Annotated in this window: 10 protein-coding genes; 4 read left to right on the forward strand and 6 right to left on the reverse strand. The window is 64.1% G+C overall.

The window, feature by feature from the left end; all coding sequences use genetic code 11:
* Positions 1–52 precede the first annotated feature (52 nt).
* The 6 genes from glpK to B5525_RS05540 form a co-directional block, all read right to left on the reverse strand.
* The gene (glpK, locus tag B5525_RS05515) at positions 53–1558 is read right to left on the reverse strand and encodes a glycerol kinase GlpK (RefSeq protein WP_079565095.1); all 1506 of its coding nucleotides are present in this window, start codon (positions 1556–1558) and stop codon (positions 53–55) included.
* A gap of 258 nt (positions 1559–1816) precedes the next feature.
* The gene (locus B5525_RS05520) at positions 1817–2590 is read right to left on the reverse strand and encodes an SDR family NAD(P)-dependent oxidoreductase (protein WP_079565096.1); all 774 of its coding nucleotides are present in this window, start codon (positions 2588–2590) and stop codon (positions 1817–1819) included.
* A gap of 176 nt (positions 2591–2766) precedes the next feature.
* Positions 2767–3909, reverse strand: a complete 1143-nt coding sequence (gene pimD, locus B5525_RS05525; protein WP_079565097.1) for a pimeloyl-CoA dehydrogenase small subunit — start codon at positions 3907–3909, stop codon at positions 2767–2769.
* A 274-nt stretch (positions 3910–4183) separates the two neighbouring features.
* Entirely contained in the window at positions 4184–5374 is a 1191-nt protein-coding gene (pimC, locus tag B5525_RS05530) for a pimeloyl-CoA dehydrogenase large subunit (protein WP_079565098.1), read from the reverse strand.
* 180 nt (positions 5375–5554) lie between these two features.
* Positions 5555–7231 carry a dicarboxylate--CoA ligase PimA gene (pimA, locus tag B5525_RS05535; RefSeq protein ID WP_079565099.1) on the reverse strand — a complete coding sequence of 559 codons (1677 nt, stop codon included), beginning with the start codon at positions 7229–7231 and terminating at the stop codon, positions 5555–5557.
* Between the two features lie 228 nt (positions 7232–7459).
* Entirely contained in the window at positions 7460–9556 is a 2097-nt protein-coding gene (locus B5525_RS05540; protein ID WP_079565100.1) for a 3-hydroxyacyl-CoA dehydrogenase NAD-binding domain-containing protein, read from the reverse strand.
* Between the two features lie 166 nt (positions 9557–9722).
* Here B5525_RS05540 and B5525_RS05545 point away from each other — a divergent pair, with 166 nt between their 5' ends.
* The 4 genes from B5525_RS05545 to B5525_RS05560 all read left to right on the forward strand — a co-directional run bounded on the left by B5525_RS05545 (position 9723) and on the right by B5525_RS05560 (position 13053).
* Complete coding sequence (locus B5525_RS05545) at positions 9723–10586, forward strand: IclR family transcriptional regulator (protein ID WP_079565101.1); 864 nt, start codon at positions 9723–9725, stop codon at positions 10584–10586.
* 69 nt (positions 10587–10655) lie between these two features.
* The gene (locus tag B5525_RS05550) at positions 10656–11453 is read left to right on the forward strand and encodes an ABC transporter ATP-binding protein (protein ID WP_079565102.1); all 798 of its coding nucleotides are present in this window, start codon (positions 10656–10658) and stop codon (positions 11451–11453) included.
* Entirely contained in the window at positions 11450–12163 is a 714-nt protein-coding gene (locus B5525_RS05555) for an ABC transporter ATP-binding protein (RefSeq protein WP_079565103.1), read from the forward strand. Before B5525_RS05550 ends, B5525_RS05555 begins: the two co-directional genes overlap by 4 nt.
* An 11-nt stretch (positions 12164–12174) precedes the next feature.
* Entirely contained in the window at positions 12175–13053 is an 879-nt protein-coding gene (locus B5525_RS05560) for a branched-chain amino acid ABC transporter permease (protein WP_079565104.1), read from the forward strand.
* The last annotated feature ends 2 nt before the right edge of the window (positions 13054–13055 follow it).

A 13055-nucleotide genomic window follows, 5' to 3' on the forward strand; every position in this document is an offset into this window, starting at 1 on the left:
AGGAGACGAAGCGCGGCCAGAGATGATCAGAATAGAGAACGTATTCGCGCAACTACCCCTCCCCCTCGTCGCTCGCCAGCAGTCCCTTCACCGCGCGCGCCCACCCGGCGAGCTTCCGCTCCCGCGTGGCCTGGCTCATGTTCGGCTTGAAGCGGTGTTCCAGCCGCCAGTTGTCGGCGAATTTTGCGGGCTCGGGATAGATTCCGGCGGAAAGCCCCGCGAGATACGCGGCGCCGAGCGCGGTGGTTTCCTGGATCACCGGGCGGTCGACCGGCGCGTCGAGCAGGTCGGCGAGGCGCTGCATGGTCCATTGCGAGGCGGTCATGCCGCCGTCGACGCGGAGCACGATGTTGGCGGCCTCGGCCTCGGGCCAGTCGGCGCGCATCGCGGCCAAAAGGTCGACGGTCTGGTAGCAGACGCTTTCGAGCACGGCATGCGCGATCTCGGCAGGACCGGTGTTGCGGGTCAGCCCGAACAGCGCGCCGCGCACGCGCGGATTCCAGTAGGGTGCACCCATGCCGACAAAGGCCGGCACCAGGTAGACGCTCTGGGTGGAATCGGATTGCTCGGCGAGCGGATCGGTGTCGGAGGCCTGCTTGATCAGCCCGATCCCGTCGCGCAGCCACTGCACCGCCGATCCGGCGACGAAGATCGAGCCCTCCAGCGCGTAGGTGCGTTTTCCCTGCAGTTGATAGGCGATGGTGGTCAGCAGCTTGTTGTTGGAGGCGACCGGCGTTGAGCCGGTGTTGAGCAGGGCAAAGCAGCCGGTGCCGTAGGTGGACTTGATCATGCCCGGCGTGAAACAGGCTTGTCCAATGGTGGCGGCCTGCTGGTCGCCGGCGATGCCGGAGATCGCGATCGCGCCGCCGAACAGTTCCGGGATGCTGCTGCCGAAAAGGTGGGAGGAATCCTTCACCTCCGGGAGCATCGAGCGCGGCACGCGCAGGATCTTCAGCAGCTCGTCGTCCCATTCGCCGGTGTGGATGTTGAACAGCAGCGTGCGCGAGGCGTTGGTGGCGTCGGTCGCATGCACCTTGCCGCCGGTCAGCCGCCACAAGAGATAGCAATCGACGGTGCCGAACATCAGCTCGCCGCGCTCGGCCCGCGCCCGCGCGCCGGGGACGTGGTCGAGGATCCACGCCACTTTGGTGCCGGAGAAATAGGGATCGATAATCAGGCCGGTTTTCGCGGAAATTATCGGTTCGTGGCCTTCGCTCTTCAGTCGCGCGCAGATGTCGGCGGTGCGGCGGTCCTGCCAGACGATGGCACGATGAACGGCGGTGCCGGTGGCGCGGTCCCACACCACAGTGGTTTCGCGCTGGTTGGTGATGCCGATCGCGGCGATGTCTTTCGCCGTGACGCCAGCCTTGTTCAGCGCCTCGCGGCAGGTGGCAATGGTCGAGGTCCAGATGTCCTCCGGCTCGTGCTCGACCCAGCCCGAGGCCGGAAAATACTGCGGAAACTCCGCCTGCGCGGTCGCGGCGATCGAGATGTCGGATCGAAACACGATGGCGCGCGAGGACGTGGTGCCCTGATCGATGGCCAGCACAAAGGACATGATGTTTTTCCTGGCGTTGCTTCCCGGGTGGAGTGTTGGTTTGGGGTGAGGCAAGCGGATTGGGACTGGTTCGTCAATATCACGACGCTCTGCTCCCCTCCCCCCGCGCAGCGGCGGGGAGGGGTCGGGGGTGGGGGGCGGCTCAGCAAACTCTCTGCCAGAGGAGCAAGCGGATAGACCCCCCACCCGCGACCTCGAGAGCGAGCTTCGCTCGCCTCGGACCCCGCCACGCGCTTCGCGCGTGGGAGGAGGGGAGAACTACACCGACGCCGTGGTGACGCCGCCGTCGACCACGATGGTCTGGCCGGTCATGAAGCTCGAGGCGTCGGAGCCGAGATAGGCCACGGCGCCGGCGATTTCGTCGGGCTCGCCGATGCGGCGCAAGGGCGTCGTGGCGCAGCGGCGTTTCAGGCGCTCTACGTCTTCCCACAGCGCGCGGGCGAAATCGGTCTTGACCAGGCCTGGTGCTACGCAATTGACGCGCACGCCTTTCGGGCCCCATTCGCCGGCGAGGCTGCGGCACAGCGAAAAATCCGCCGCCTTGGAAATCCCGTAGGCGCCGATCACGGTGGACCCGCGCAAGCCCCCGATCGAGGACACGATCACGACCGAACCGCTGCCGCGTGCCGCCATTTGCGGGATCGCCAGCGCGCACAGCCAAATGTTGCTCTTGACGTTGGAGTTCATGATCTTGTCGAAGGCTTCATCGGTGATCTCGAGCAGCGGGCCGTAATAGGGATTGACCGCGGCGTTGCAGACCAGGATGTCGATCTTGCCGTAATGTTTCGTCGCGCCCGAAATCAGCGCCTCAACCTCGTCGCGGCGCGAGATGTTGCAGGCGATGACATGGGCGTCGCCGCCGGATTTATTGATGCCGTCGGCGACCTCGCGGCAGGCGTCGGCCTTGCGGCTGGAGATTACCACCTTTGCGCCGAGTTTGGCGAGCAGTTCGGCCGAGGACCGGCCGATGCCGCGGCTGGAGCCGGTGATGACGGCGACCTTGCCGGTGAGATCGAACGGGGTGTTTTTCACGGCAGTTCCTTTCTAGTGGCGCTGCGTAGCCCGGATTGCGCTTCGCTCGCAATGACGGGCTCATTCGTCATTCCGGGATGGTCCGAAGGACCAGACCTCAGATGCGCAATTGCGCATCGGGGAATCTCGAGATTCCGGGCTCGATGCTTCGCATCGCCCCGGAATGACGGCGAGACCTACAGCAGCCCGCCCGAGTTGGTGACGCGGCGGAGGTGGTAGTCGGTGTCGCCAAGACTGTTCTCGATCATGGTCAGCCGCTTGAAGTAGTGGCCGATCTTGGCCTCCATGGTCATGCCGATGCCGCCGTGGAGCTGGATCGATTGCTGGCCGACGAATTTGCCGGACTTGCCGACCTGCACCTTGGCCGCGGCGACCGCGGTGGCGCGTTCTTTGGCATTGTCGAAATCGTTCGCCATGGTGGCGAACATCGACATGCTGCGGGCCTGCTCCAGCGCCACGAACATGTCGGCGGCGCGGTGCTGCAGGGTCTGAAAGCTGCCGATCGGCACGCCAAACTGCTTTCGCGTCTTGAGATATTCGACCGTGGTCTTCAGCGACTCGTCCATGATGCCGACGGCTTCGGCGCAGATCGCGGTGCGGGCCTCGTCGACCACGCGTTCAACCAGCGCCAGGCCATCTGCCGGATCGCCGATCGCGGCATCGGCGCCGATTTCGAGGCCCGTAAAACTGATGTCGGCGGCATGCAGGCCGTCCTGGGTCGGATAGCCCTTCTTGGTGATCCCCTTGGCGTCGGCGGGCACCAGGAATACGCCGATGCCGCCGGCGTCGCGCTGGCCGCCCCTGGTGCGCGCGGTCACGATCAGGGTGTCGGCGGCCTCGCCGTTGAGCACGACGAATTTCTCGCCGTCGATGACCCAGCCAGAACCCTTCTTCTTGGCCGTGGTCGCGACGTCGGCGAGATCGTAGCGCGAATTCTTCTCGAGCTGCGCGAAGGCAAAGGTCTTGGTGCCGTCGATGATGCCGGGAATGTAGGCGGCCTTCTGCTCGGCCGAACCGCCATGGCGCAGGAAGCCGCCGGCGACGACAACGGTGGCGAGATAGGGCTCCAGCACCAGCGCCCGGCCCATCGCTTCCATCACGATCATGATCTCGACCGCGCCGGCGCCGAAGCCGCCGTCGTCTTCGGAGAACGGCAGGCCCAGCAGGCCCTGTTCGGCGAGCTTGCTCCAGACGGCTTTGCTCCAGCCGCCCTTCTCCGCCATGTATTTCTTGCGGCTATCGAAATCGTAGGACGAGCCCAGCAGACCCTCGACGCTTTCCTTGAGAAGCCGCTGCTCCTCCGACAGATCAAAATCCATGTTCTTCTCACTCTCTCAAATCAAGCCTGAAGCGGTTTAGCGAACCAAACCCGTAGGATGGGTTGAGCACTTGCGAGACCCATCGCACCGGTTCGGTTCTGTCGACGATGGGTATCGCTTCGCTCAACCCATCCTACGAATTTTTTCCATCGTCATCCCCGCGAAGGCGGGGATCCAGTAATCGCAATCGCCTGTCGTAACCACGACCGCCGCGGCGTACTGGGTCCCCCGCCTTCGCGGGGGACGACTGCTGTTGTTAATCGCGCGCAGCTCCCTAAAGCCCCAGAACGGCCTTGGTGATGATGTTGCGCTGGATCTCGTTGGAGCCGCCGTAGATCGAGACCTTGCGGTTGTTGAAATAGCTCGGCGCGATCTGCGCGGTCCAGTCCATGGTCTCGTTGGATCCATCGTCGCCGTGGATGTCGTAGGGGGCGGCGAACGGGCCGATCACTTCCATCAAGAGTTCGGTGGTGGCCTGCTGGATTTCCGAGCCTTTTATCTTCAGGACGGACGAAGCAGGATTGGGTTTGCCCTTGCCGTGCTTGCCTTCGTCAGCGACGACACGAAGCTGGGTCAGTTCCAGCGCCTTCAGCTCGATCTCGACCTCGGCCAGCTTCTCGCGGAATTTCAAATCCTCGATCACGGGCTTGCCGCCGGACTCGACCTTGGAGGCCAGTTCCTTGATGCGGCGGATGCGCTCCTTGGACACGCCGACGCGGGCGATGCCGGTGCGCTCGTTGCCGAGCAGGAATTTGGCGTAGTCCCAGCCCTTGTTCTCTTCGCCGATCAGGTTCTCGACGGGCACCTCGACGTCATCGAAGAACACCTCGTTGACCTCATGACCGCCGTCGATGGTCTGGATCGGGCGCACCGTGACGCCTTTCGACTTCATGCTGAACACGATGAAGGAGATGCCCATCTGCTTCTTGGCGTTGGTATCGGTGCGACAGAGGCAGAAGATCATGTCGGCGTACTGGGCCAGCGTGGTCCAGGTCTTCTGGCCGTTGATGATGTATTTGTCGCCCTTGCGCTCGGCCTTTGTCTTCAGCGAGGCGAGGTCGGAGCCCGAACCAGGCTCCGAAAAGCCCTGGCACCACCAGTCGTCGACATTGGCGATGCGCGGCAGATATTCTCGCTTCTGCTTTTCGTTGCCGAAGGTGTAGATGACAGGGCCGACCATGCTGACGCCGAAGGCCAGCGGCGCCGGCGCCGGGTGCATCTGCAGTTCCTCGTTGAAGATGTAGTGCTGCACCGAGGTCCACCCCGTGCCGCCATATTCCTTCGGCCAGTGCGAGACGCCCCAGCCCTTGTTGTTGAGGATGCGCCACCAGGCGACCATCTCGTCCTTGGAGAGATGCCGGCCCTCGACCAGTTTGCGCCGCGTCTCCGGCGGCACGTTGTCCCTGAAGAAGGCCCGCACCTCCTCGCGAAACGCCATTTCTTCCTTGCTGAAACTGAGATCCATCGGATCCTCCTGTGAGCTGAAGTCTTATTCGTTATCTTCCGTCGTCCCGGCGAAAGCCGGGACCCATAATCACCGGCGCGGGCGATCGTGAAAGGCGTCCGCCATCCGGCCACACGCGAGACCTCGCGGTATGGGTCCCCGCGTTCGCGGGGACGACGGTGGAGGTTTGGCCGACGCCGATCACGCGCCGCCCCCCGAGGCGAGTTGCGGCTGTTTCGCTGCCGGCTGCCGGTTGCGCAATTCGTGGCGGGAGAGTTTGCCGACGGAGGTGCGCGGCAGTTCGTCGACGAATTCGAGGGCGGCCGGAATCTCGTGCTTGCCGAGCTTGCCGGCGAGAAAAGCCTTCAATTCCTCCAGCGTGAACGGTTTTGCGCCGGCGCGCAATTTGACAAAAGCCTTCGCCGCCTCGCCGCGGTAATCGTCGGGAATTCCGATCACGATCACCTCCTGCACGGCGGGATGCTCGTAGATCGCCTGTTCGATCATCTGCGGATAAACGTTGAAGCCGCCGGAGATGATCATGTCCTTCTTGCGGTCGACCAGATAGAAATAGCCGTCCTGGTCCATGTAGCCGATGTCGCCGGTGAGAAAACGGTCGCCGACAAAAGCCTCGGCGGTTTCCTGGGGCCGGTTCCAGTAGCCCTTCGTGACATTCGGTCCCTTGATGCGGATCTCGCCGACTTCGCCCGGCGGCAGCACCTTCCTGGAATCCTCCAGCGCCACCACGTCCATCTCGATGCCCGGCAGCATCAGCCCGATAGAGCCCGGCTTTTCCGGTCCTTCCGGCGGATGGCCGGTGCCGGGCGAGCAGGTCTCGGTCATGCCCCAGCCGCTCTTCAGCTTCATGTTGGTCTTGCGCTCGAAGATTCGCGCGACCTCGACCGGCAGCGGCGCGCCGCCCGAACCACAGCTGACGAGCGACGACAGGTCGCGTCTGTCGAGATCGGGCAGGCTCGCGATCGCGATCCACATCGTGGGCACGCCGGGAAAGTCGGTCGCCCGCTTGACCTCGATGTCGCGCATGACCGCTTCGACATCGAAGCGCTGGTGCAGCGAGATCAAATCGCCGCGCTCGAGACAGCGCAGCAGGATCACCGTCAGTGCGTAGATATGGAACAGCGGCAGCACGCAGATGACGCGCGCGGGGCCGGCGCGCCTGGGCCGCGTATTCTTGCCCCAGACGTCGTAGATCGACACCGCCGAGGTCAGGTTGCCATGGCTGAGCATGGCGCCCTTGGGCAGGCCGGTGGTGCCGCCGGTATATTGCAGCAGCGCCACGTCATCGGCTGCGACCTTTGGCCACTGCGCTGGTTTTGCGGCGCCTTCGGCGAATTTTTTGAATGTGACGATCGCCGGATGATCCGGGATCGGCGTGTGCGGATTGCCGACCGCGCCCCAATGATCGTCCTCGCAGACGATCAGGCGGTCGAGCAGGCCTTTTTCGAGAAACTTCAGCGCCATCGGCAGCAGCGCGGCAAGATCCGAGGTGACGAGGATGCGCGCGCCGCTGTCGCTCAATTTGTGCGACAGCGCGCGCTCGCCGTCGAGCGGCGACAGATGCACCACGCGCGCGCCGGCCTTCAGCGCGCCGAAGAAATTGGTCGGGTGATCGGGCGAGTTGCCGAGGAACAGCGCGATCGAGGCATTCTTGCCGTAGCCGGCGCGCAGGAAGGCCGAGGCCGCGACCTCGACCATGGCTTCCAGCCCAATGTAGCTGATCGGCCGGTCGCGGAATTCGAGCGCCGGCCGCTCGCCGTAGTCTGCCGCCGCCTTCGACAACAGATCAGGCAGCGTGCCCCGCGCGATCGGATCGTCCCAATGGACCCCTTCCGGATAGAATTTTTCGCCAGGATGCATCTGCGTCTCAGGGTTCGCTGCGCCCCCTCTCCACCCAACTCGGGTCTACCCGGGCTGGGCATCCCAAATTGTCGAAGTCGGATAGATCCGACTTCGATGGGGAGAAGGCGGGGGTGAGGGGGTACGGTCGATCGATAGGCCTCAACCCCTCACCAGGATTTCTCGCCAAGCGAGAAATCCGACCTCTCCCTTTGGGAGAGGTGAAGTGGAGCGCAGGCAACATTTCCATCACGCAGCCTTCGCCGTCTGGGCCAGCGACGCGAACGTCTTGCCTTCGGCGGCGAGGCGCTTGAGCAGGGGTGCCGGTTCGAGCGAGGGATCGTTGGTTTCCTTGGCATAGTACGACAGCCGGTCGGCGACGTGCTTCAGGCCCACCTGGTCGGCATAGAACATCGGGCCGCCGCGATAGATCGGCCAGCCATAGCCGTAGAGCCAGATCACGTCGATGTCGCTCGGACGCGCCGCGATGCCCTCTTCGAGGATCCGCGCGCCCTCGTTGATCATCGGATACATCATGCGCTCGAGGATCTCGTCGTCGGTGACCACCCGCCGCTTGCGGCCCAGCCGCGTGAGCGTCTCGTCGATCAGCTTCTCGACCTCCGGATCGGGCAGCGGCGCGCGCGAGCCGGCTTCATATTTGTAATAGCCCTTGCCGGTCTTCTGGCCGAAACGCCCCGCCTCGCACAGCGCGTCGGCGATTTCCGACTTGATGCCGCGGTCTTTGCGCGAGCGCCAGCCGATATCGAGGCCGGCGAGATCGCTCATCGCGAACGGGCCCATCGGCATGCCAAATTTCGTCACGACGGCGTCGACCTGCTGCGGCAGCGCGCCTTCGAACAGGAGCTTTTCCGACTGCTTGCCGCGCTGCGCCAGCATCCGGTTGCCGACAAAACCGTCGCAGACCCCGACCACCGCCGGCACCTTTGCGATCTTGCGCGCCACCGCGACTGCGGTGGTCAGGGCATCCGGCGCGGTCTTCGCCGCACGCACGATCTCGCACAGCTTCATCACGTTGGCCGGCGAGAAGAAGTGCATGCCGAGCACGTCCTGCGGACGGCCGGTCACTTTCGCGATCTCATCGATGTTGAGATAGGAGGTGTTGGAAGCCAGCACCGCGCCCGGCTTGGCGAACTTGTCGAGCGCGGTGAACACTTCTTTCTTGATCGCCATGGTCTCGAACACGGCTTCGATGATCAGGTCAGCATCTCTCACATTCTCGAGCCCGACCACGCCGTTGATCAGGCCCATGCGCTTGGCGGGGGCGTCGGCCGGAATGCCGCCGCGGGCGGCGGTCGCCTCGTAATTCTTCTGCATCACGCCCATGCCGCGCTTGAGCTGCTCCTCGCCGGTCTCGATCAGCGTGACCGGGATACCGGCATTGGCAAACGACATCGCGATGCCGCCGCCCATGGTGCCGGCGCCGATGATGGCGACACGCTCGACATTGCGCGGTTTCGTGCCTTCGGGAACGCCCGCGATCTTGGCGGCTTCGCGCTCGCTGAAGAACGCATAGCGCTGCGCCTTCGACTGGTCGCTTGCGACGAGCTTGAGGAAACCCTCGCGCTCCTTCTTTAACCCTTCATCGAACGGCAGGTCGATCGCGGCGCCGACCGCGTCGGCCGCGGCGAACGGCGCTTCCAGCCCGCGTGCTTTCTTGGTCAGCGCGGCGACCGCATTGGTGAAGATCGAGCGGTCGGCCCTGGCCGCGGCGAGCTTGGAATCGTCGTCGCGCAGCTTCCGCAAGGGACGCTTCTCCGCCAGCACCTTGCGGGCAAAGGCTTCGCCGCCGGAGGCCGGGCCTTCGACGATTTCCTCGATCAGACCGTTCTTGAGCGCGTCAGCGGCCCCGATCGGATCGCCGCCTACGATCATCTTGACCGCGAGTTCGGGGCCGACCGCGCGCGGCAGCCGCTGCGTTCCGCCGGCGCCCGGCAGCAGGCCGAGCTTCACTTCGGGCAGGCCGAGCTTTGCTTCCTTGGTCGCGACGCGGAAATGACAGGCAAGGGCAACTTCGAGGCCGCCACCGAGCGCGGTGCCGTGGATCGCGGCAACGATCGGCTTCGGCGAGTTCTCCATCGCCGTCAGCACTTCGGCGAGGCCCGGCGGCTTCGGCGGCTTGCCGAATTCGGTGATGTCGGCGCCGGCGATGAAGGTGCGGCCGGCGCAGGTCAGCACGATCGCCTTTACCTCGGGATCGGCGATCGCGCTGTTCATGCATTCCAGGATGCCGCCGCGGACCGCGGCGCTCAGCGCATTGACGGGAGGGCTGTTGACTGTGACGATGGCGACCACGTCATTACGTTCGAGCTTGACGACTTCGTTCACGAGACTCTCCCTAAAGCTACCGCACTGTTCGTTGCGTTGTTCAAGAATTGGTTGTTGGCTTGCGTTTACCAGCTATTTCGCACAGCGGAATTTAATTCCACATCTTGACACGGAGGGTTATTTTGAAGCACGTGCCTTGTCAACGAGGACCACGCGGCAGCAGGCCATGAAACGTCCAGCCAAGAAGGGTGCGACCGATCGCAGCTTCGTCGTCGCGCTTTCCCGCGGCCTCGATGTGTTGCGCGCATTCCGTCCCAACGACGGGCTTCTTGGCAATCAGGAGATCGCGGCCCGTACCAACTTACCAAAGCCAACCGTTTCGCGGCTGACATATACCTTGACCAAGCTGGGCTACCTTACACCCGTTCCGCGGTTCGAGAAGTATCAACTGGCGCCGTCGGCCATGGCGCTCGGCTATGCCGCGCTTGCCAACCTCGGCGTTCGGCATTTGTCCGAGCCGTTTCGCGAGGAAGTGATGCGCGAGACCGGCGGCGCCGTGGCGGTCGGCGGCCGCGACCGCACCAGCATGATCTATTTCGGCCAGAGCCGCGGCATGACGCTCGGCGTTCAACTGGACGTCGGCTCGAGGGTCCCGATTGCAACTACCGCGATGGGGCGGGCCTATATCTGGGCGCTGCCGGCCGAGGAGCGTGCCGCTTTATTGCGCGAACTGCGCGAACATTACGGCAGCCGCTGGCCCCGGATGCGCGACGGCATCGAACGCGCCGGCGAAACGGTGGCCAAGCTCGGTTTTGCGATCTCGGCAGGCGAATGGCACGACGACATCCATGCCGTCGGCGTAGCCTTAAAGCTTAATGACGGAACCGGTCCTTACGCGTTTAATTGCGGTGCGCCCGCATTCCGGTTCACGGAAGAGCGGCTGCGCAACGATATTGGACCTCGTCTCGTGGCGATGGTAAGGAACGTCGAGGCGGCGCTTGGCGGGACGACACCGTACTCAAAAAAAGAAGAAAGCAAAAAGTTGAAAGCAGGAGGGAAAGTTGCACGTGTGGTCGAGGGGATCAGGTAGCCTTCATCATCGCGGCCGGCGAACGGTTTCGCAGGCTCAACGCGCGCCGACGGGTTCGGGCGCAGCGAAATGACGCAGGCACAACTCGCGCAGGGACAGTATCCCCTGCTTGCGGTTCGCGACGTCAGCGTCGTGTTCGGCGGCATCATCGCGCTGAATGGCGTATCCTTCGACATGAAGCGGGGCCAGATCCTCGGCCTGATCGGTCCGAACGGCGCCGGCAAGACCACGCTGTTCAATTGCCTCTCGCGGCTCTACCAGCCGAGCCGCGGCGATATCCTGATGGACGGCCGCAGCATCCTGACCCGCCCGCCGCACCGGATCGCCGAAATCGGCATCGGCCGCACCTTCCAGAACGTGGCGCTGTTTCCCAATCTTTCGGTGCTCGACAACGTCCGGGTCGGCACCCATGCCCGCACCAACAGCGACATCATCAGCGATTCGCTGCGACTGCCCTGGGTGCGTCGCGGCGAGGCCGCGCTCAACGAGCGTGTCCACGATATCCTTGGCTATCTCGACCTCGACGATGTCGCCCATGTCACGGTTTCCGGCCTGCCTTTCGGCACCCAGAAACGCGTCGAACTGGCCCGGGCGCTCGCTGCCGATCCGAAGATCCTGCTGCTCGACGAGCCCGCCGGCGGCCTCAATCACGAGGAAGTCCATGTGCTGGGCGCGCTTATTCGCCGCATCCGCGACGAACGCAACATCACCGTGCTGCTGGTCGAGCATCACATGGGGCTCGTGATGTCGATCGCCGACCACGTGGTCGCGCTGAATTTCGGCCGCAAGCTCGCCGAGGGAACGCCGGCGCAGGTGCAGTCCGACCCCGATGTCATCAAGGCCTATCTCGGGAGCAAGGACCAATGACGGTGATGCTCAATGTAAAGGACCTGCGCGCCTATTACGGCCAGGTCCAGGCGCTGCATGGCCTCACCTTCGATCTCAGCGAAGGCAGCATGACGACGCTGCTCGGGGCCAACGGCGCCGGCAAGACCACCACGCTGCGGGCGATCTGCAACATGGTGCGCTCGACCGGCGCGATCGAATTCGAAGGCTCCGCCCTCGCCGGCCGCTCCACCGAGAACATCGTCCGCCTCGGCATCGCCCATGTGCCGCAGGGCCGCGGCACCTTCACCACCATGACGGTCGAGGAAAACCTCCAGCTCGGCGCGATCTCGCGCAAGGACCGGGCCGGCATCGTCTCCGACATCGAGCGGATGTACGACCACTTTCCGGTGCTCAAGCAGCGCCATGCCCAGCAGGCCGGCACGCTGTCGGGCGGCGAACAGCAGATGCTGGCGGTCGCCCGCGCGCTGATGCTGCGTCCGCGGCTTATGCTGCTCGACGAGCCGTCGTTCGGCCTGGCGCCGCTGATCGTGCGCGACCTTTTCAAGATCCTCGGCAAGATCAACCGCGAGGACAAGGTCACCATCCTGGTGGTCGAGCAGAACGCGCAGCTGGCGCTGGAGCTCGCCGACCAGGCCTATGTGATCGAAACCGGACGCATCGTGATGGCGGGCAATGCCAAGGATATCGCCAACAACGAAGACGTCCGTAAATCCTATCTGGGTTATTGAGGAGCCGGCCGATGGAGCTTTTCACCAATCAAATCCTGGCCGGTATCGCCACCGGCGCGATTTATGCCTGCATGGCGCTCGCGGTGGTCATGATCTACCAGGCGATCGACCATCTCAATTTCGCGCAAGGCGAAATGGCGATGTTCTCGACCTTCATTTCCTGGCAGCTGATGCAATGGGGCATCCCCTATTGGGGCGCCTTCGTGCTCACGCTGGCCCTCTCCTTCGCCGGCGGCATCCTGATCGAGCGGCTGTTGTTCAAGCCGCTGGCAAAAGCGCCGATCCTGACCAACGTGGCCGGCTTCATCGCGCTGTATGCGATCATCAACAGCGTCGCCGGGCTGATCTGGGACTTCACCATCAAGCAGTACCCGACCCCGTTCGGGTCGACGCCGTTCCTCGGCAGCCAGCTGATCTCGACCCATCAGGCCGGCATGATCGGCGTCACCGTGCTGCTGCTGGTGTTGCTGTTCTTCTTCTTCCAGTACACGCGGATCGGACTTGCGATGCGCGCCGCCGCCTCGCTGCCTGAATCGGCGCGGCTGGTCGGCATCAACACCTCCTGGATGATCGCGCTCGGCTGGGGCATGGCGGCGGCGATCGGCTCGATCGCCGGCATGCTGATCGCCCCGGTGGTGTTCCTGGAGCCGAACATGATGGGCGGCGTCCTGATCTACGGATTTGCCGCCGCGGTGCTAGGCGGGCTGACCAGCCCGTTCGGCGCCGTGATCGGCGGCTTCCTGGTCGGCATCTTCGAAAATCTCGCGGGAACCTACATTCCGGGCGTCGGCAACGAACTGAAGCTGCCGATCGCGCTGGCGCTGATTATCACCGTCCTGGTTGTCAAACCGGCTGGGCTGTTCGGCCGGCCCATCGTGAAGCGAGTTTGATC

The organism is Bradyrhizobium erythrophlei (assembly GCF_900129505.1).
GTDB lineage: Bacteria > Pseudomonadota > Alphaproteobacteria > Rhizobiales > Xanthobacteraceae > Bradyrhizobium > Bradyrhizobium erythrophlei_D.

What these genes read in the sequence shown, in the direction of transcription:
- B5525_RS05550 (WP_079565102.1), top strand. Translation starts at nt 10,656, where the DNA reads ATGACGCAGGCACAACTCGCGCAGGGACAGTATCCCCTGCTTGCGGTT.
- pimC (WP_079565098.1), bottom strand. Translation starts at nt 5,374, where the DNA reads ATGGATCTCAGTTTCAGCAAGGAAGAAATGGCGTTTCGCGAGGAGGTG.
- pimD (WP_079565097.1), bottom strand. Translation starts at nt 3,909, where the DNA reads ATGGATTTTGATCTGTCGGAGGAGCAGCGGCTTCTCAAGGAAAGCGTC.
- B5525_RS05555 (WP_079565103.1), top strand. Translation starts at nt 11,450, where the DNA reads ATGACGGTGATGCTCAATGTAAAGGACCTGCGCGCCTATTACGGCCAG.
- glpK (WP_079565095.1), bottom strand. Translation starts at nt 1,558, where the DNA reads ATGTCCTTTGTGCTGGCCATCGATCAGGGCACCACGTCCTCGCGCGCC.
- B5525_RS05545 (WP_079565101.1), top strand. Translation starts at nt 9,723, where the DNA reads ATGAAACGTCCAGCCAAGAAGGGTGCGACCGATCGCAGCTTCGTCGTC.
- B5525_RS05560 (WP_079565104.1), top strand. Translation starts at nt 12,175, where the DNA reads ATGGAGCTTTTCACCAATCAAATCCTGGCCGGTATCGCCACCGGCGCG.
- pimA (WP_079565099.1), bottom strand. Translation starts at nt 7,231, where the DNA reads ATGCATCCTGGCGAAAAATTCTATCCGGAAGGGGTCCATTGGGACGAT.